A 19863-nucleotide genomic window follows, 5' to 3' on the forward strand; every position below is an offset into this window, starting at 1 on the left:
GATGTGCAGGATGAACGTCACGCCCGCGCGCTAAACATGCGCGGCGGGCGAAGAATCACATGGCTTAGCTGACAATTCGACCAGCCGCCATGCGCGCTGCACGATCGCACATATGGTCGATCACATCTGGATCATGGCTCACCAAAATCATCGTCAGCTTATCGCGCTGTTTCAGTTCATTGAGCAGATTCAAAATTTCCGCCTGCACCGACATATCCAGCGCGGAGGTAGGCTCATCCAGCAGCAGCACTTTTGGCTCCAGCAGCAGCGCGCGCACGATGGCCACGCGCTGACGCTGGCCGCCGGAAAGCTGATGCGGATAGCGATCGGCCAGCGCCGGGTCCAGCCCGACGTGCTGGAAACCGCGATCGATGCGTTCGTTGATGTTATCGCGCTTCAGCAGCTTTAGCGGTTCTGCCAGCGTGCGGCGCAGGCGGTGACGCGGATGCAGCGACGCATAGGGATCCTGAAACACCATCTGCACTTCGCGACGCAGATCGCCGGTGAAATCTTTGCCCGGCTGCGCCTGGTGACCGGCCAGCTGCATGTCGCCCTGCCAGTGCGGATTCAGTCCGGCCATCACCCACAGCAGCGACGATTTGCCGCAGCCTGACGGCCCGACCAGGCCAAAGCACTCGCCGGGTTCGATAGTCAGCGATACATCGTGCACCACGGTGCGCAGTTCATAGCCGTGGCGATGCGACACGCTGACGTCCTGCAGCTTAATCATGCTCATGCGGTAGCACCTCCAGCGCGGCGCGATCCAGCACCGGCAATGTTTGCCCGTGCGTGGCTTTGCTCGGACGACAGGACCACAGCGTGCGCGTATAAGGATGCGTCGCCCGCGGCAATTCAGCGGCCGGCAGCGTATCGATGATTCGTCCTTTGTACATCACCATCACCCGCTCACAATGTTCTGACACCTGCTGCAAATCGTGACTGATCAGCAGCAGGCCCATGTTGCGCTCTTCTACCAGACGGCGAATCAGCGCCAGCACCTGATCGCGCATGGCATGATCGAGCGCGGAAGTCGGCTCATCGGCAATCAGGAACTGCGGATCGGCCACCAGCGCAATCGCCAGCATCACGCGCTGACCCATACCGCCCGATAGCTGGTGCGGATAACGGGTCATCAGCTGCGCAGGCTGCGGCAGGCCAACGGCATCCAGCATCGCCAGCACCTTTTCGCGGCGCTCGGCGCGGCTGAAACGCTGATGCAGCTTCAATGGCTCTTCCACCTGCCAGCCAATGGTGCGCGTTGGGTTGAGGGCATATTTTGGATCCTGCATCACCATCGCCAGTTGGCTACCGCGCAGCTGACTCCAGCGTTTTTCGCTGAGGTTCAGCGCATTTTCACCGGCGATGTTCAGCGTCCGCGCCTGTAGCTGCAACGAAGGCGCCAGCAACCCCATCAGCGTACGGGCGGTCAGGGATTTTCCCGATCCCGATTCGCCAACCAGCGCCACACGCTCGCGACCCAGCGTAAACGACAGCGGGTGCACCAGCGGCGTGTCGCCGTCGTTAATCGTCAGGCGATCCGCGACGATCAGCGGTTGATGTTCAGTTGCCATGACGGGTATCCAGTCGATCACGCAGGCCGTCGCCGGTGAGGTTAAACGCCAGGCTGGCAAACAGAATCGCGCCACCCGGTGCGGCGGCGACCCACCACTGATCAAAAATTACTTTACTGCCTTCGGCAACCATTGCGCCCCACTCCGCCGTGGGCGGCTGAACGCCCATGCCAAGAAAGCCGAGACCCGCCGCCGACAGAATAATCCCGCCGAGGCTTAACGCCGCGCGCACCACTGCGCTCGGCATACAAAGCGGCAAAATATGGCCGAACATCAGTCGGATGCCGGTAATGCCCTGCATGCGGGCCGCGGCCAGATAATCGCTGCGACGCAGCGCCAGCGTTTCAGCGCGCGCCTGGCGGGCAAACGGCGGCCAGCTGGTTAATGCCAGCGCCAGTGCGCCGTTTAACAGCCCAGGGCCGAGCATCGCCACCAGCGCCAGCGCAATCACCAGATTCGGCAGCGAAAGAAAGATATCGGTAATGCGCATCAGCACGCGTTCGGTCCAGCCACCCACGTAACCCGCAGTGATGCCGATCAGCAGCCCGGCCGGAATGGTCAGCAGCAGAATCAGCGACACCAGCAGCAGCGTTGGCCGCGTGCCGTAAATCACCCGCGACAGCAGATCGCGACCAAAGCCGTCGGTGCCAAACCAGTGCGCAGCATCTGGCGGCATCAGGCGCGACGCCATCATCTGCGCGTTGGGCTGATAAGGCGCCAGCAACGGTGCCAACAGCGCGGTAAGCAGTAAAATCGCCACCAGCGTCACGCCAATAATCAGCGTGACATTGCGCCGACGGCGACGGCGACGAACCGGCATTGCCGGTTCAGCATCGGATAAATGTTGCGTCATCGGGTTCTCGGATCGGTTAAATAGGTAAGCGCATCAGCCAGCGTGTTCAGTAACACGAAGCAGCCGCCAATCAGCAGCGTCGAGCCGAGGATAGCCGGAACGTCAGAAGAGAACAGCGCGGTGGTCAGATAACGTCCCACGCCCGGCCAGGCGAACACGGTTTCGGTCAGCACCGACCCTTCCAGCAGCGTGGCGTAGGAGAGCGCCAGCACGGTAATCAGCGTACCGAGCACGTTGGGAAAAATATGCAGCAACAGAATACGCACCCGGCCCGCGCCTTTCGCCCGCGCCAGCGTGACATACTCTTTGTTGCTCTCTTCCAGCAGCGCAGCGCGCAGCAAACGCGTGATGCCCGCCATCGACAGCATGCCCAACACCACCACCGGCAGCCACAGATGCGCCAGCGCATTGCGGAACATTTCCGGATCGCCGGAAAGCCAGCTGTCGATCAGCACAAAGCCGGTTTTCGGCTCCATGGTGTAAATCCAGATGTCGTCCAGGCGTCCCGGTCCGGCTGACCAGTGCAGCACCGCGTAAAACAGCAGCAGTCCGAGCAGGCCAAGCCAGAACACCGGCACCGAATAGCCCAGCAGCGACACCAGCCGCGCCAGATTATCCAGCACGCTGCCCGGCTTCCACGCCGCCAGCAGCGCCAGCGTAATGCCAAATACTGCGCCGAAGATCATCGCGCAGCTGGCTAGCTCAATGGTGGCCGGAAAGGTACGTGCCAGGTCGCTGAGCACCGGCTGATTGGTGATATGCGAGATGCCAAGATCACCACGCGCAAGATGCTCAAGGTAGCGCCAGAACTGCACCGGCAGCGGCTGATCCAGCCCTAAATCGTGACGCACCTGTTGATAGGTCGATTCACTGGCGTGATCGCCCGCCACCTGCAGCACCGGATCGACCGGCGAGAGATGCGACAGCATGAAGGTAAAGGCGAGCAGGCCGATCAGCGTCACCAGCAACGACAAAACGCTGGTGAGCAGTCGGCCACCGCTGCGCCAGAAACGCCGGGCGAACCCGGCTTCGGCTAACGTTGATGCCATTACTTACTAACCTGGCTGTAATAAACCATATCCGGGTTGATGCCCTGCACGTAGCCTTTGAGGTTGTCGCGCATGGCGATCAGGTTGCGCGCCTGCAGGCCAATCACATACGGCGACTGCTTCTGCACTTCACGCTGCATGTTTTCATACAGCTCAATGCGCTTCGCCTTATCGCTTTCGGCGGTGGCCGCCAGCGTCTGCTTGCTCAGCTCAGGAATGTGCCAGTTCGAGCGCCAGGCCAGCGTTTTGCTGCCATCTTCCGGGTTGTAGGCGAACGCCGCGGCGTTGGTGTTCGGATCAAAATAGTCCGCGCCCCAGGCGTTAAGCGTCGCTTCATACTTGTGCGCTTTCACGTTGGTGGCCACTTCGGTGCTCAGGCCGGGAATCAGCTCGATCTTCACGCCGCCGCGGGCAAAGCTGCCCTGCAACGCCTGCGCGATATCGAGGTAAGGCGGCTGGTTGCTGACTGCCAGCTTAAAGCTGACGTTGGTCAGGCCCGCTTTCTTCAGGATCGCCTTCGCTTTTTCCGGATCGTACTGATACGGATTGTCGTTCAGCGCGCCCAGGAAGCCTTCCGGCAGGAAAGACTGGTGCACCTGGAACTGACCTTTCAGCAGATCGTTAGCGATACCTTTGTAATCAAACAGGTAGCGCGACGCTTCCCACAGCGCCGGGTTTTTCAGCGCGGGCTGGGCATCGATATTGAACTGCATGTAATAAAGAGACGCCATCGGCACGGCGAGGGTTTTCACGCCCGCTTTGCTCTTCAGCGCAGCCATCTGATCGGCACCAAGGTTACGTGCGATATCGGCATCGCCCTGCTCCAGCAGCAGACGACGCGCGGCTGGCTCCGGCACGTTTTTAATCAGCACATTTTTCAGCTTCGGCGCGCCGCCCGGTGAGGTTGGGTTGGCGCTGAGCAGCACCACTTCATGCGGCACAAAGCGACGGATCTGGTACGCACCGCTACCCGCTGAATGCGCGGCCAGCCATTTGTTACCCAAGTCACCTTTCTGCTCGTTCGCCATCACCGTTTTCTCATCGACAATCGACGAGACCGGCGCTGCCAGCAGGCTCAACACATACGTTGGGCTGACGTTGGCATCCCAGCTGATCTGCACATGCTGGTCATCAATTTTCTTCAGATGACTGTCAACGTTCTCTTTGCTCCAGCCGAGCTGCGTCAAAATAAATGAAGGATCCAGGTTTAGCTTCACTACGCGTGACAGCGAGAAAATCACATCTTCGGCACGCAGCGGATTGCCGGAGGCAAATTTTGCTCCGTCGCGCAGCGTTACGGTCAGGCTGCGGTTATCGCTGCCCGCTTCCCAGCTGCTGGCCAGCGTCGGCTTAAGATCGGTGGGGTTTGCCGGATCGGGCTGAACCAGCCGTTGATAGAGGTTGGTGAACGCCTGAACGGCGGTCAGTTCGAAGCCTTCCGCCGGATCAAAGCTGCTGGAGTCATCGATAGACTGGGCAATCACCAGCGTATCGGCCGGTGTAGCTGCCTGAGCAGCAAAAGCAGTGCCAAGCGCTAACGCCAGCACGGTCGGAGCGAAAAGTTTCATGACGTTTCCTTACAGAACAATTTTGGCGAGTGTATGTGAACTACACTTCTAACAATAGTTGATTATTGGCTATGGTTATTCCTGAAGATTATAAGGCCGCAGAAAAGGTTATAAATGTTAAGGCGGACTGAACCGTTTCACGCCATTTCTTAATGGTACTGCGCGGCGGTTTATCATTGTTAACCCGCTGAGCGGTTGATGAAAAAAACAGCGCGGCACCAGATTATTCTGTATATCGCTGGTCGCAATGTCGCTATCGGTGCGCTGGGCTACTGGCGTGTTCATCACCCATTGCGGGTTGGACCACCGGAAAATAGAGGCCAGCGAATGCCACTATTCAGCGATACACCCGCCCATAGATGGCTTTTGCTTATTGAAGTCGCCTTATTCTGAAAAGCATCCGCTGGCCTCAATGACCATTAATATTGCCGTCTCGTTCCGCGCTGTGGGTAATGCTTTTACCCTTGCCGCCGCGCCGCCGTCCGCCTGGCATCATGTCATTACTGCGGTAGTGTGAATGCCGCCTCGTCTCTCTGCCAAAGCACATTTCAGGGATTGGTTAGCACTATTCCTTGTTTAAAAAAATGCGCCCCGCATTTGATGATGTTCGTCACACAACATCATCTGAAAGAGTGAATCGTGATCATGCCGCAGAGACGTCTTTTTACCCTGTCCAGCCTGGCTCTGGCCTCAGGCTTATCCTTTATTGTTGCGGGTCAGGCCGCTGCTGAGACGGCGGTGAAAGGCGGCACGCTGATTTATCTGGAACAGCAGGCGCACACCACGCTCTATCCCCCGGCGGGCGGCTTCTATCCGAATGGCGGCCTGCTCAACCAGATTACCGATAAGCTCACCTGGCAAAACCCGGAAACGCTGCAGGTAGAACCCTGGATTGCCGATAGCTGGAGCAGCAACGCCGATAAAACCGAGTACACCTTCCACATCCGGCCCGGCATCACTTTTTCTGACGGCACGCCGCTGGACGCTAACGCGGTGGCTAAAAACTTCGATGTTTATGGCCTCGGTGATAAGGCGCGTCGGTTGCCAATTTCCGAAGTGATCAATAATTACGATCACAGCGAAGTGATCGACGCGCAAACGGTGAAGTTCTACTTCAAAAAATCATCTCCCGGTTTCCTGCAGGGCACCGCCACCATTGGGTCAGGCCTGGTATCGCTGAGCACGCTGGCGCGCAACTTTGATCAGCTGGGCGATGCGCGGCATATCATCGGCTCCGGTCCTTTTGTGGTCAGCGATGAAAAGCTGGGCCGCGAAGTCGATCTGGTGGCGCGCAAAGGCTATCAATGGGGCCCGAAAAACCTCACGCAGCAGGGACCAGCGAACCTTGATGGCATCAAGATTATTGTCACGCCGGAAGACAGCGTGCGCATCGGCGCGCTGCTGGCAGGCCAGGCAGATTTTATTCGTCAGGTGCAGGCTTATGATGAGAAGCAGGCCAGCGAGCAAAAATTTCCGATCTACGCAGCGCCCACCCGCGGCGTGAATGACAGCCTGAGCTTTCGCCCGGACAACCCGCTGGTGGCGGAGTTAAAGGTCCGCCAGGCGTTGCTGCACGCCACCGATGCCAGACAAATCGTCGATACCCTTTTCTCAGAAAACTACCCGGTTGCCACTTCGGTGATCGCCAAATCGGCAGCGGGTTATGTCGATCTCTCCGCCAGCCTGAACTATGACCCGGCGCGGGCAAAAACGCTGCTGGATGAGGCGGGCTGGAGGCCGGGCAGCGACGGTATTCGGGAAAAAGCGGGCAAAAAGCTGGCGCTGACCATCTACGAATCCCTGCCGCAACCGCAGAACAAAGAGGTGCTGCAGCTGATTGCGCAGCAGTGGAAACAGGTTGGCGTGCAACTCACGGTGAAAGCGGGCGATGCGGGCAGCAAGACGCTCGACAATCTGGATCCGCTGAAAACGCCGCTTACCGTGTCGGAAGTGGGCCGGGCCGATCCTGACGTGATCAAAAGTATGTTCTATCCCCTGAATCGTGATGCGCTGCTGCAAAAAGGCGGTTCGAGCAGCAAGGTGCAGCAGTTTCGTGATGACAAGCTCAATGCGTTGCTGGTGAACATCTCTACGGAAATCGATCCGGCTAAGCGCTTGCAGCTGGCCGGTGAGGCACAGCGTTACCTGCTGGATAACGCCTATGTGATTCCGGTGTTTGAAGAGCCCCAGGTTTTTGCCGGTGCGCCCTGGCTGAAAGGCGTGCGCTTTGAAGCGGTGGGCCGTCCAAGCTTCTACGGCGCCTGGCTGGAAAAACGTTAAGGCAGGAGAAACGGTGATGACGCGTTATCTGATACAACGAGCCGGACAGGCATTGCTGGTGCTGTGGGCGGCGTTTACCCTCTCTTTTATTCTGCTGCAGGTGCTGCCCGGCGACGCCATCCTGATTAAGTTTCAGAATCCCGATCTTGGCCTTAGCCCGGCGCAGATTGAAGAGATGCGCGACGCCTACGGCGCCAGCAATCCGATCTGGCAGCAATATCTGCACGCGCTGACGGCGATGCTGCACGGCGACGTCGGCTATTCGGTGCAGGCGGGCGTGCCGGTTAGCGAGCTGATAGCCAGCAACTTCCCCGCCACGCTGCGCCTCGCCGTGCCTGGCTTTCTGCTGGCCACGCTGATTGCCGCCGCAGTGGCCTTTAGCGCCAACCTCACCGCTTTTCGCTGGCTGAAAAATAGTCTGCACTCGGTGCCGGCGCTGTTTATCTCACTGCCGACCTTCTGGCTGGGTATTGCGCTGATTCAGATCTTCTCGTTTCAGCTGCGCTGGATCCCGGTGATCAATCCCGGTGAATGGCAGGGCCTGATCCTGCCGATCGTCACGCTGGCGGTGCCGATATCCGCACCGCTGACGCAGATCCTGCTGCGCAGTCTCGATGAGGTAAAAACCCAGCCTTTTGTCAGCGTTGCCCGCGCCAAAGGCGCCAGCCAGCGTTATGTGCTGTGGCACCACGTCACGCTGAACGCCATTTTACCGACGCTCACCATCGCCGGTCTGCTGCTCGGCGAACTGATTGCCGGGGCGCTGATTACCGAAACGGTTTTTGGCCTCAGCGGCCTTGGCCAGCTGATTCAGCAGGCGGTCAATAATCAGGACGTCGGCGTGCTACAGGCGGTAGTGATGATTTCTGCGGTCGGCTTCGTCGCCATTAATCTGTTAGTGGATATCCTGACGCCACTGATCGATCCCCGTCTGCATCTTTACGCCGGAGCCGCATCATGAGCCTTGTCGACTCTTCTGCATTTGCAAAAACCGCCACCGTCTGGCCGCGCCTGCGCGCCTGGCCGCCTGGCGTCGTTATCGCCTGGCTGGTGCTGTTGAGTGCGCTGCTGGCCGCTATCGCGCCGGGTCTGTTTACCGACTACAGCGCCACCGAAGGCATTGCCGGTGCGCAGCGGCTGGCACCGCAGGCTGAGCACTGGCTCGGCACCGACCAGCTCGGCCGCGATCTGTTTGCCCGCCTGGTTTATGGCGCGTCGCATACCTTGTCGGGCGCGCTGATGGCGGTCACGGTGGGCCTGCTGGCGGGCAGCACGATCGGCGTACTGGCCGGTGCCATCGGCGGTAAAACGGAGAGTGCGATCCTGCGGCTGATGGATGTATTACTGGCAATTCCCGGCCTGCTGCTGTCGCTAAGCGTCATTATCCTGCTCGGTTTTGGCACGGTTAACGCCGCCGTAGCGGTCGGTATCACCTCCATCGCCAGCTTCGCGCGGCTGGCGCGCGCCGAAGTGGTTCGCGTGCGCCACAGCGACTATGTTGAAGCCGCTTACGGCAGCGGCGGCACCTTTTTGACCGTACTCTGGCGGCATATCCTGCCCAACTCGCTCTCGCCGGTGATCGCCTTTTCCGCCCTGCAGTTTGGCCAGGCGATCCTCGCCCTCTCCACCCTGAGTTTCCTCGGTTACGGCACGCCGCCGCCCACGCCGGAATGGGGGCTGCTGATTGCAGAAGGCCGCAACTATATCTCCACCGCCTGGTGGCTCACCACCTTTCCTGGCCTGGTGGTGGTGGCCGTGGTGCTCGCCACCAATCGCATCAGCAAACAGATGACCGGAGGTCGCCGATGAACTCACAGCCCGCACTGGCGGTTGAACAGCTTTCGCTGAGTTACCGTGGCGACCATGGGTTGCAGCGCGTGGTACACAATGTCTCTTTTGACATTCATCCGGGTGAAATGGTGGCGCTGGTCGGCGAATCGGGCTCCGGCAAAACCACCACCGCGCAGGCGATTATCGGCCTGCTGGCAGAAAATGGCGTGCGGGATGCCGGCGTGCTGCGCTTTAACGGCGAGGATATCAGTCAGTGGTCGCAAAGCCGTCTTGACCGGCTACGCGGCGCGCAGATCAGTCTGATTCCGCAGGATCCCGGTAGCTCGCTCAATCCGATCAAAACCATTGGCGATCAGGTAGGTGAAATAATCAGCCTGCATCAGCGGCTCAGCCGCAAGGCGCGCGACGCACAGGTTCTCGCCCTGCTGGAACGGGTCGGTCTCAGCCATCCCGCTGAGCGGATGCGGCAGTATCCGCACCAGCTCTCCGGCGGCATGAAGCAGCGCGTGCTGATCGCCATCGCTATCGCGCTACAACCGGCGCTGATCGTTGCTGATGAGCCAACCAGCGCGCTGGATGTCACCGTGCAGCGCCGGATTCTCGATCTGATCGATACGCTGCGTCATGAATTCACCACCGCCGTGCTGTTTGTCACCCACGATCTGGCGCTTGCCGCCGAACGTGCCGATCGCATTATTGTGTTTCGTCACGGTGAGATTCAGGAGCAGGGAACGGCGCAGCAGATCGTGCACGCTCCGCAGAGCGACTATACGCGCCAGCTGTTCAACGACGTTAACGTGCTGGCTGCACAGCCGCTGCCCGCCGTCGGTGCGCCGCCCGCTATCGTGGTTGAGGCCATCAGCAAGCGGTTTGCGCTGGGCAACAGCCGCGCATCCGGGCTACAGGCGCTGAACCAGGTGAGCTTTCAGGTCGCGCGCGGCACCACGCATGCGCTGGTGGGTGAATCCGGCTCCGGCAAAACCACGCTGGCACGCATTCTGCTCGGATTTGAACAGGCGGATAGCGGCTCTGTGCGGCTTGACGATGCTGAACTCACCGCGCTAAGTGGCGAGGCCCGGCGTCAGTTGCGGCAAAGGATCCAGCTGGTTTACCAAAACCCGTTTGCTTCGCTGGATCCTTCACAAACCCTCTACAACATTATCGAAGAGCCGTTGCTGAACTTTGCCCCGCTCTCCGCCGCGCTACGCCGTGAACGGGTTGAAGCGGTAGCCGCTCGCGTCGCCCTGCCGCTGGCCCTGCTCCGTCGCAAGCCGCGCGAGCTGTCGGGTGGACAACGGCAGCGGGTGGCCATCGCTCGCGCGCTGGTGTTGCAGCCCGCCATTCTGGTGCTCGATGAAGCGACATCGGCGCTGGATGCCACGGTGCAGGCGCAAATCCTGCGGCTGCTGCTGGAGCTTCAACAGCAGCTCGGTTTGACCTATCTGTTTATCACGCACGATCTTGCGACCGTGCGGCGCATCGCACACAGCGCCACGGTATTACGCGCAGGCGAAGTGGTGGAGAGCGGCGACGTTGCCCGTCTGTTTTCCGCTCCGCAGAACGACTATACCCGCGCGCTGCTTGCCGCCATTCCTGCCATCACGCAACCCGGGGAGATTCCGGCATGAACCCGCCACGTTTAGGTTTTTTTACTCGCCTGCTTGATAAGGCTTCGCCACAGCGGCGCTATCAGCTGGCCATCGAACAGATACAGCAGGCGGAGCGCGCTGGCTTCGACACCGCCTGGATCGCGCAGCACCATTTTCACGAACATGAAGGCGGTCTGCCTGCGCCGCTGCTGTTTCTGGCCTCGGTTGCGGCGCAAACCAGCCGCATTCGGCTCGGCACTGCGATCATTACCCTGCCGCTGGAACATCCGTTACGGGTGGCTGAGGATGCCGCCGTGCTCGATTTGCTCGCGAATGGCAGGCTGGAACTGGGACTGGGATCGGGCGGCACACCCACCTCCTTTTTGCCTTTCTCTCTGACCAGCGAGCAGCGCGGCGCTGTCTTTGCCCGCCACCTTGAGACGATGTTGTCGGCGTTTCGCGGCGATACCCTCGCCCATGCCGACAACCGGCTTTACCCGCCAGCACCCCAGCTGGCATCACGCCTGTGGATTGCCACCTTTTCGGCGGAAGGCGCCGCACGGGCTGGCGCGGCAGGCCATGGCTTAATGCTGTCACGTACGCAGCCGCGGCCTGCCAGTCAGCCCGATCTGCCGCTGGATGCGCTACAAAATCCGATCGTTGACGCCTATCTTGCGGCGCTGCCGGCCGGCATCGAACCGCGCATTCTGGCTTCACGTACCGCCTTTGTGACCGACAGTCGGGAGCAGGCGCGTCAGCGCGCACTGCCGGGACTGCGACAGCAGGCGCAACAGCATCAGGCGCTGGGACACCGGCTGCCCGGCGACAATCTGGATGCCTGGATCGCCGCGTTCGATGTGCATCTCGGCGCACCAGAGGATGTCATCGCCTCGCTGCAACGCGACAGCGTACTGAGACGCGCCACCGATATCTCGTTTCAGGTGCATTCTATCGATCCGCCGCACGCGGAAATTTTGCACTCTATTACACGTCTGGCTACTGACGTGGCGCCCGCCCTTGGCTGGTCGCCCGCGGCATCCGGCCTGCTGACAGGAGAATATGCATGACCGACAACCACGATCTGTTAGCTACGCTGGCAGAGATTGCCCCCGACTCTGCGCTGGCGCAGGCTCGCCAACAGCGCCACGCCGCTACCGAACATACTCAGGGCAGCTATCTGGCGCTGTTCGGCAATGATGCAACTCTTTTGCCGCGGGCCCTGCGCTTTGCCGTCGCCAGACAGGTTGCCGAGTGGCATCAACAGCCGGAGCTGGCAAAGCATTATGCCCGCCACGCGGGCGACGATCCGCGCCTGGCGGACGCCACTGACTTTGCGGAACGCCTGACCTTTCGTCCGGTAAGCGCCACGCCGCAGCATCTCATTGCGCTACAACAGGCTGGCTGGCGCGACGATGAGATCGTCACGCTGGCGCAGCTGGTGGCGTTTATCGCCTGTCAGAGCCGCCTGCTTAGCGGGTATCGCCTGATTCAGGCGCAGGCACAGCCCGAACAGCAAACACCGGCGGTGGCGGGCCACTGGCATACGCAGCCGCATACCCACAGCGGTAAACCCGCGCCGGTAGTTTTTACCCAGGCGTCGCTGGGCTGGGAACCCTGGATCGCCCCGAAACCGCTGGCGGACTTCAGCGCCGATCAGCAGGCAATACTGGCGCGATTCGGTCACACCGATTCGGATTACTTTCGTCTGCTGGGTCGTAACCTGCCGGTACTGGAGCAGCGCACGCTAACCGATAAAGGTATTTTTTATACGCCGGGCGGCCTGCCGCGCGCTGAACGCGAACTGGCGGCCACGGTCGCCAGCAAGGTTAACGGCTGTATTTATTGCGCATCCGTGCATGCCCGCAAGGCCAGCCAGCTGGCAAAACAGCCTGATGCGGTGGAGCGGCTGCTGGCCGTATCGCCCGGTCAGCCCCTCGAGCAGGCACAATCTCCACGCTGGCAGGCGGAGATCGCTTTCGCCGCCGCGCTGTCGGCAACCCCAGCCGTGGCGAATGTCACCCAGATTAACGCGCTGCGCGAACAGGGTCTGGATACGCTGGCGCTGCTTGATTTGGTGCAGGCCACCGCTTTTTTTGCCTGGGCAAATCGGCTGATGTTGACCCTCGGTGAACCCTTTACGCAGGAGAATCTGTTATGAGCCTTACGCTGGAGAATCAACTCATTCACTGGCGGCGCGAACTGCATCAGCACCCGGAGCTGTCCGATCAGGAGTTTGCCACCACGGCACGCATTCAGCGCTGGCTGGATGCAGCAGGCATTAAACGTCTTGATTACGGCCTGAAAACCGGCGTGGTAGCTGAAATCGGTGCCGGTGAGCCGCTGATCGCGCTGCGCGCCGATATTGACGCCCTGCCGATTGAAGAAACCACCGGCCAGCCTTTTGCCTCGCAACAGCCGGGCGTAATGCACGCCTGCGGCCACGATCTGCACACGTCAGTCATGCTGGGTGCGGCCCAGCTGCTCAAGGCGCGCGAGCACAGCCTGCCAGGCCGGGTGCGCATACTTTTCCAGCCCGCCGAGGAGATTTTTACCGGTGCGCAGCAGCTGATCGATGCCGGGGCGCTGGACGGCGTGCAGGCTATTTTCGGCATGCACAACGCGCCTGACTACCCGCTCGGCACGCTGAAAACACGCGGCGGCGCTTTTTATGCCAATGTCGATCGCTTTGTGATTCGGGTGACTGGCAAAGGTGCGCACGCCGCGCGGCCGCAGGAAGGCGTTGACGCTATCGTGATTGCCAGCCAGATCGTCGGGGCGTTACAAACCCTGCCCAGCCGTCAGGTCAGCTCGCTGGAATCGCTGGTGGTCAGCGTGACGCGCATCAGCGGTGGCAACACCTGGAACGTCCTGCCCGGCACCGTAGAACTGGAAGGCACCGTGCGCACCCACAACAGCGCGCTGCGCGAGACCATTCCCCAGCGGATCCGTCAGTTGATCGAAGGTATCAGCGCGGCGTCCGGTGCGCAGGCGGTGCTGGAATGGCAGGCGGGTCCACCGGCGCTGATCAACACGCCGCACTGGGCGACGTTCTGCCAGCAGGTCGCGCGCCACAGCGGCTATCAGGTTGAAGACGCCACGCTACAGATGGGCGGTGAAGATTTTGCTGACTATCTGCGGGTCATCCCCGGCGCCTTTGTTAGCATTGGCAGCGCCAGCGAGTATGGCTTGCACCATCCGGGCTTCGATCCCAGTGAGGCATTGCTTGCCCCGGCGGCCCGCTATTTTGATCGCCTGGCGGGCGATGCGCTGGCGGCCATTGTTGAGCCAGCCGCTGCGCTGGCCAATGCCGAATGATTGAGGAGTTGCCCATGTCAGAACTGATACCGGTACTTGATCACGTGGTGATTAACGTTGCCGAGCAACTTGATGAGGCCAGTGCGCTGTTTCGCCGCCTTGGTTTCCAACTCAGCGAGCGCGGCCATCACTCGCTTGGCAGCAGCAATCATCTGGCCGTTTTCAATCAAAATTATCTTGAGCTGCTCGGCTGGGAAAATGATCGCGGCACGCTGCGCCAGGATCTGTGGCAGTCACCGCGCGGGCTAAGCGGCCTGGTCTGGAAAACCAACGATGCCGACGCTGTCTGGCAGCATTTACAACAGGCCGATCTGGCTGGCGATCCGCCTGCCGCCTTTTTTCGTCCGGTGACGCTGCCGGATGGTCGCCAACAGGAAGCGCGTTTCCGCACCACGCGGCTGCGCGCCGATCGGGTGCCGGGCGGCCGCAGCTTTTTCTGTCAGCACCTGACGGCAGAGGCGGTATGGCAACCCGCCTGGCAGCAGCACGCCAACGGCGTTACCGATATCGATCGCTTTGTCATTGTTGCCGATCGCCCTGATGCTGCGGCGACGGTGTACGGCCAACTGTTCTCTGCGCAGCGGCTGCAACCAATACCTGGCGGCCTGCGTTTGCAGGCTGGCGTGGCGGAGATTCAGTTCATTACGCCGAACCAGGCGCAGCGTGACGGCGTGGCGCTGCCAGCGCATTATGATGGCTCACCGCGCATGACCGCGCTCGGGCTAAAAACCCACTCGCGGGAGGCGGTGCGCACCCAGCTGAAGCACAACGACATCGCCTTTCGCGAACGCGATGGCGAGATTGAGGTAGGACCGCTGGCCGGGCTGGAGACGACGCTGTTTTTTCATCAGTAGCGCCGTGCGCCGTTATTCGGCGCTTTCCAGCTTCTGCCGCCGCCGCAGGTGCGGGAACAACACCATCCAGACGCCAACCACTACCAGCGTGCCGATACCGCCGATCGCCGCGGCGGGTGCCGCCCCGATCCATGCCGCCAGCATGCCTGATTCGAACTCGCCCAGCTGATTGGACGTATTAATAAAGATAGAGTTAACCGCGTTGACCCGACCGCGCATGTCGTCCGGCGTATCAAGCTGCACCAGCGAACCGCGAATCACCATGCTGATCATATCAAAGCCGCCCAGCGCGAACAGCGCCAGCAGTGATAGCCAGAGCTGAGTCGACAAGGCAAACAGCAGCGTGGCGATGCCAAATCCCGCCACCGAGCCAAACATGATCATCCCCACATGGCGATCGAGCTTATTACGGCTGAGCCAGAAACCCACCAGCAGCGCGCCCACCGAAGGCGCACCGCGCAGCATGCCCAATCCCCATGGACCGGTGTGCAAAATGTCTTTAGCAAAAATAGGCAATAGCGCGGTGGCACCACCGAGCAGTACCGCAAATAGATCAAGAGAGATGACGCCCAGCACATCACGGCGCTCACGGATAAAGCGCACCCCAGCAAACAGCGTGGTGACATTCATCGGTAAACGAGGCTGCTGCGGCCGCTCATAACGCAGGATTTTTACCATTGCCATCGAGATGAGATAAAACAGCGCCGCCACGCTGTACACCACATGCGGCCCGGCGACGTAGAGCAGGCCGCCCAGCGTCGGTCCGGCAATCACCGCCGTTTGCGTGGAGAGCGCGCTGGCGGCGGTAGCGCGCGCAAGGATCGCGGGCGGCACCAGCGACGGCAGCATTGAGGTCATCGACGGCCCTTCCAGCGCTTTCGCTACCGAAAACAGAAACACCAGCGCCAGCAGCGTGATCTGGTCAGCATGGTGCAGCAATGACACCGCCACCAGCGCCGCCGTTGCCGTCAGCTCAACCAGCTGTGCCGCCAGCACGATACGACGGCGATCGCGCTGATCGGCCAGGTGACCGGCCGGTAGCGCCAGGATCACCGACGGCATAAACTGCATTAAACCAATCAAACCCAGCGCCATCGCGCTGTTAGTGATGGCATAGATTTGCCAGCTCACCGCCACGGAGAGCATCTGAAAAGCAAACGAAGAGCAGGTGCGCGCCAGCCAGAAAGCCACAAACGCCCGGTGGCGTAGTAGCGATTCCTCGCCCGACGTGGAAGGTAAGGCCATAGTGTATCCCGTCATCTCATCAAAGTGGTTGCCCGCGCGTTGTGCTCAGCGCGCAGCGTTTCTTTTTATTGTGCTGCACATTGTCGCTGGCATAACGGCTAAAATGATAAGCGTTGTTATTGTTTTAAGTGAAATTAAATTAATCATTAGTTTCGACTGGCCCTAAAAAAACTCACGCGTGATACCGGTAACCATTATTATGTTTAGCGGTCAGAAAAAAGGGTGATCTTGTTGCGCAAACTGTTCTATATTTCCTCCAGAAATGCGTGGTCGTGCCATAACGTCATATACCGCCGCTACCCTGACTTCCTTATTTTTCCGCTTTTTTCATAACTTTAGATGAGTGCCATTTTGCCATCCTCTTTGATTACCGAAGTCGTTACCTCTTTCGGCAGCGACAGGGCCAGCCTGTGCTTTCCCGGGTGGTTGCAGCGTTGTCAGGCCATTGACGATGCCGTTAATGTGGCACGGGATATTATGACGCAGCCGCATGATGCGGTTTCCCCGGCGGGCATAATTATTCTGCCGGTCAATCTTCAGCATCTTCACTGGATAAGTGCCATTGCCAGCGAAATGGCTGCCGCCTCGTTACGGGTTAATTTCGCCGTTAATTATCAACACCTTCACCATCAACCCCAGCAGCTTCAGCAGCTGGTGCAGGCGCACTCGTTTTGGCTCTATGATTTTGCCGAACGGGAAACGGACTGGGATCAGATAAAAGCCTTTCCTTTTACCGGCGTGGTAATTAACCACGCGTTCTTTGCGGATAATTATCGTAAGTTCAGCTTTCCTTATTTACTGGAACACTTTCGCGATCAACAAGCGGAGGTTATTATTCGCAGTCGGGAATTACCGTTAAATCAGGTTGATTGTGCTGCGCTGAATTTAACCGGCTGGCAGCAACAGGTTGCCGATACGCTTTTTAATTAAACACTCACCGATTTAAACGCTTTGTCGTTGGGCTTGTAGCCCCTGAGACAGCGCCATATCAGCTGGTTCTCCCTACAAAATGTTGCGCTAATTACTAACAGCGGACATTTTCGCTAAAAAAAACAAACCATAAAAATTGTCTTAATATAAAATAACCCTAACTGGAATGTTTTCTCACCGGAAGAGAAAAATAAACACCTGACAGAACACCCGTACTTTATACATCGCAAACAATCTAATCGGTTGTTTTCAAAGTTATTATGGCAACTCAAACGAGGTTAATATTATGGGGAAAAGCTCCTCATCACTCGGCATTATTCGCGTGCTTACCGTGCTCTTTGCGGCACTGTGCGGCGCGTATTTGCTGATCGGTGGAATCTGGCTCACCGCCATCGGAGGCTCCTGGTACTACATTATCAGCGGCATTATTATGCTGATCGTAGCGGGACTGATCTGGCGGCGTAACAGCAACGCGCTGCTGCTTTATGCGCTGTTCCTGCTTGGCACCATGGCATGGGCCGTCTGGGAAGTTGGTTTCGACTTCTGGGCACTGGCACCGCGTTCTGACGTTATCGTGATCTTTGGCATCTGGCTGATTCTGCCTTTTGTTTACCGTGGCTTTATCGCCACCAGCAAAACGCCGGTGATGGCGATGGTTGTCAGCCTGGTGATCAGCGCTGGCGTGCTGGCCTATGCGGTGTTTAACGATCCACAGGAAATCAACGGTACGCTGCCATCCGCTGCGCAGGCGCCCGCTCAGGGCACCGTCCCTGCCGGTGACTGGCCAGCCTATGGCCGCACGCAGGAAGGCACCCGCTATTCCCCACTGACGCAGATCAACGAGAAAAACGTCAAGGATTTGCAGCAGGCGTGGAGCTTCCAGACCGGCGATCTGAAGACACCTAACGATCCGGGTGAAATCACCAACGAAGTGACGCCGATCAAAGTCAACGACACGCTTTATCTGTGTACCGCTCACCAGATTCTGTTTGCTCTGGATGCGAAAACCGGTAAGCAGAAGTGGAAATTCGATCCACAGCTGAAGCAGAACCCGACTTTCCAGCACATCACCTGCCGCGGCGTTTCGTATCATGAAACCCCAGCAGCGGCCGCTACGCCAGCAGGTACGCAGCCAGCACTGTGTGCTCGCCGCATTATTCTGCCGGTGAACGATGGTCGTCTCTATTCTCTGGATGCCGCTACCGGCGAGCGCTGCCCGGACTTCGCTAACAACGGCGAACTGGATCTGCAGCACAAACAGCCAGACCAGACCCCTGGCGCCTATGAGCCAACCTCGCCGCCAATCATCACCGATAAAGTGATTGTGATTGCGGGTGCGGTTACCGATAACTATTCAACTCGCGAGCCGTCAGGCGTTATCCGTGGTTTTGATGTGAACACCGGTGAACTGCTGTGGGCATTTGATCCCGGCGCGAAAGAGCCGAACAAGATCCCAGGCGAAGGCGAGCACTACACCTTCAACTCGCCAAACTCATGGGCACCGGCTGTCTATGATGCGAAGCTGGATATCGTTTATCTGCCTATGGGCGTGTCTACACCCGATATCTGGGGTGGCAACCGTACGCCAGAGCAGGAGCGTTATGCTAACAGCCTGCTGGCGCTGAATGCGTCAACCGGTAAGCTGGTATGGTCTTATCAAACCGTTCACCACGATCTGTGGGATATGGACCTGCCTTCACAGCCCACGCTGGCTGACATCACCGACAAAAATGGCAACACCGTACCGGTGGTTTACGCCCCGGCGAAAACCGGTAACATTTTTGTGCTCGACCGTCGTGATGGCAAGCTGGTTGTACCGGCGCCGGAAACGCCAGTACCGCAGGGTCCGGCTAAAGGCGATCGCCTTTCTCCAACCCAGCCTTACTCTGAGCTGACCTACCGTCCGAAGCAGAACCTGAGCGGCAAAGATATGTGGGGCGCCACGATGTTTGACCAGCTGGTCTGCCGCGTGATCTTCCACCGTCTGCGCTATGAAGGTCCGTTCACCCCGCCATCTGAGCAGGGTACGCTGGTCTTCCCTGGCAACCTCGGCATGTTTGAATGGGGCGGTATTGCCGTAGATACCGATCGTCAGATCGCAATTGCTAACCCAATGGCGCTGCCGTTCGTCTCCAAGCTGATTCCACGTGGTCCGGGCAATCCGATTGAGCCACCAGAAGGCAGTAAAGGCGGTTCCGGTACCGAGTCAGGTATTCAGCCACAGTACGGCGTGCCGTTTGGCGTTGAACTGAACCCGTTCCTGTCGCCGTTTGGCCTGCCGTGTAAGCAACCTGCCTGGGGCTATGTCTCTGCGGTTGACCTGAAAACCAATCAGGTTGTCTGGAAAAAACGTATCGGTACCGTTCGCGACAGCGCACCTGTGCCGATGCCGTTTAAACTCGGCATGCCAATGCTGGGTGGCCCGGTAACTACCGCCGGTAACGTCTTCTTTATCGCGGCTACCGCCGATAATTACCTGCGCGCATTCAGCACCAACACCGGTGAACTGCTGTGGCAGGGACGTCTGCCAGCAGGCGGCCAGGCAACGCCGATGACCTATGAAGTGGATGGCAAGCAGTACGTTGTTATCTCTGCTGGCGGTCACGGTTCGTTTGGTACCACCATGGGCGACCACATTATCGCCTACGCACTGCCAGACAATAAGTAACCTTTCCAACGGTAATAAGGGGCGATGATTCGCCCCTTTTTTTTCGCCTGCAATTTGGCTTTGGATGCAAAAAGGGAAACGTTTGCGTTAGTTTTGTGAGTTGAGTCACATTTGAACGAAATCATCATGAAACAAACTTTGACAATCGTG

Annotated in this window: 16 protein-coding genes; 10 read left to right on the forward strand and 6 right to left on the reverse strand. The window is 59.1% G+C overall.

Translation table 11 applies throughout. The features are described 5' to 3' along the window. Positions 1 to 64: 64 nt before the first annotated feature. The 5 genes from ACJY2L_RS18460 to ACJY2L_RS18480 are packed head-to-tail and all read right to left on the reverse strand — an operon-like array spanning position 65 to position 5041. Positions 65 to 730 carry an ABC transporter ATP-binding protein gene (locus ACJY2L_RS18460; RefSeq protein ID WP_439214118.1) on the reverse strand — a complete coding sequence of 222 codons (666 nt, stop codon included), beginning with the start codon at positions 728 to 730 and terminating at the stop codon, positions 65 to 67. After that, a complete protein-coding gene (locus ACJY2L_RS18465; RefSeq protein WP_067434078.1) occupies positions 723 to 1571 on the reverse strand; it encodes an ABC transporter ATP-binding protein in 849 nt (282 codons plus the stop codon). Before ACJY2L_RS18465 ends, ACJY2L_RS18460 begins: the two co-directional genes overlap by 8 nt. Continuing rightward, positions 1561 to 2424 (reverse strand): ABC transporter permease, encoded by an 864-nt coding sequence (locus ACJY2L_RS18470; RefSeq protein ID WP_067434081.1) that lies wholly within the window; start codon positions 2422 to 2424, stop codon positions 1561 to 1563. The genes ACJY2L_RS18465 and ACJY2L_RS18470 overlap by 11 nt, the downstream gene beginning before the upstream one ends. Beyond that, complete coding sequence (locus ACJY2L_RS18475) at positions 2421 to 3473, reverse strand: ABC transporter permease (RefSeq protein ID WP_187486485.1); 1053 nt, start codon at positions 3471 to 3473, stop codon at positions 2421 to 2423. Before ACJY2L_RS18475 ends, ACJY2L_RS18470 begins: the two co-directional genes overlap by 4 nt. Beyond that, positions 3473 to 5041 (reverse strand): ABC transporter substrate-binding protein, encoded by a 1569-nt coding sequence (locus ACJY2L_RS18480; RefSeq protein WP_067434087.1) that lies wholly within the window; start codon positions 5039 to 5041, stop codon positions 3473 to 3475. Before ACJY2L_RS18480 ends, ACJY2L_RS18475 begins: the two co-directional genes overlap by 1 nt. Before the next feature lie 645 nt (positions 5042 to 5686). Between ACJY2L_RS18480 and ACJY2L_RS18485 the strand changes: the two genes are divergently transcribed. From ACJY2L_RS18485 to ACJY2L_RS18520, 8 genes are read left to right on the forward strand one after another with little or no spacing between them, the layout of a single operon-like run. Continuing rightward, positions 5687 to 7321, forward strand: coding sequence for a TIGR04028 family ABC transporter substrate-binding protein (locus tag ACJY2L_RS18485; RefSeq protein ID WP_439214048.1), 1635 nt, complete (start codon positions 5687 to 5689; stop codon positions 7319 to 7321). Between the two features lie 16 nt (positions 7322 to 7337). After that, positions 7338 to 8282: an ABC transporter permease gene (locus ACJY2L_RS18490; protein WP_439214117.1), complete on the forward strand. Its 945-nt coding sequence runs from the start codon at positions 7338 to 7340 to the stop codon at positions 8280 to 8282. Continuing rightward, on the forward strand, positions 8279 to 9130 hold the full coding sequence (locus ACJY2L_RS18495; RefSeq protein ID WP_439214047.1) for an ABC transporter permease: 852 nt from the start codon (positions 8279 to 8281) through the stop codon (positions 9128 to 9130). Before ACJY2L_RS18490 ends, ACJY2L_RS18495 begins: the two co-directional genes overlap by 4 nt. Next, the gene (locus tag ACJY2L_RS18500; protein WP_439214046.1) at positions 9127 to 10740 is read left to right on the forward strand and encodes a dipeptide ABC transporter ATP-binding protein; all 1614 of its coding nucleotides are present in this window, start codon (positions 9127 to 9129) and stop codon (positions 10738 to 10740) included. The genes ACJY2L_RS18495 and ACJY2L_RS18500 overlap by 4 nt, the downstream gene beginning before the upstream one ends. Then, positions 10737 to 11768, forward strand: coding sequence for a putative FMN-dependent luciferase-like monooxygenase (locus tag ACJY2L_RS18505; RefSeq protein ID WP_439214045.1), 1032 nt, complete (start codon positions 10737 to 10739; stop codon positions 11766 to 11768). The genes ACJY2L_RS18500 and ACJY2L_RS18505 overlap by 4 nt, the downstream gene beginning before the upstream one ends. Beyond that, positions 11765 to 12859: an alkylhydroperoxidase domain protein gene (locus ACJY2L_RS18510; protein WP_439214044.1), complete on the forward strand. Its 1095-nt coding sequence runs from the start codon at positions 11765 to 11767 to the stop codon at positions 12857 to 12859. Before ACJY2L_RS18505 ends, ACJY2L_RS18510 begins: the two co-directional genes overlap by 4 nt. Next, positions 12856 to 14016, forward strand: a complete 1161-nt coding sequence (locus ACJY2L_RS18515; protein WP_439214043.1) for an amidohydrolase — start codon at positions 12856 to 12858, stop codon at positions 14014 to 14016. The genes ACJY2L_RS18510 and ACJY2L_RS18515 overlap by 4 nt, the downstream gene beginning before the upstream one ends. 14 nt (positions 14017 to 14030) lie before the next feature. Further along, on the forward strand, positions 14031 to 14870 hold the full coding sequence (locus ACJY2L_RS18520; protein ID WP_439214042.1) for a VOC family protein: 840 nt from the start codon (positions 14031 to 14033) through the stop codon (positions 14868 to 14870). A gap of 12 nt (positions 14871 to 14882) precedes the next feature. Here ACJY2L_RS18520 and ACJY2L_RS18525 read toward each other — a convergent pair whose 3' ends face one another. Continuing rightward, the gene (locus tag ACJY2L_RS18525; protein WP_439214041.1) at positions 14883 to 16115 is read right to left on the reverse strand and encodes an MFS transporter; all 1233 of its coding nucleotides are present in this window, start codon (positions 16113 to 16115) and stop codon (positions 14883 to 14885) included. Between the two features lie 351 nt (positions 16116 to 16466). Here ACJY2L_RS18525 and ACJY2L_RS18530 point away from each other — a divergent pair, with 351 nt between their 5' ends. Both ACJY2L_RS18530 and ACJY2L_RS18535 read left to right on the forward strand, forming a co-directional pair. Continuing rightward, positions 16467 to 17045: a hypothetical protein gene (locus ACJY2L_RS18530; protein ID WP_439214040.1), complete on the forward strand. Its 579-nt coding sequence runs from the start codon at positions 16467 to 16469 to the stop codon at positions 17043 to 17045. Between the two features lie 286 nt (positions 17046 to 17331). Then, positions 17332 to 19713: a glucose/quinate/shikimate family membrane-bound PQQ-dependent dehydrogenase gene (locus tag ACJY2L_RS18535; protein ID WP_067434117.1), complete on the forward strand. Its 2382-nt coding sequence runs from the start codon at positions 17332 to 17334 to the stop codon at positions 19711 to 19713. The last annotated feature ends 150 nt before the right edge of the window (positions 19714 to 19863 follow it).

Source organism: Duffyella sp. Ts4, from assembly GCF_051851875.1.
GTDB lineage: Bacteria > Pseudomonadota > Gammaproteobacteria > Enterobacterales > Enterobacteriaceae > Duffyella > Duffyella gerundensis.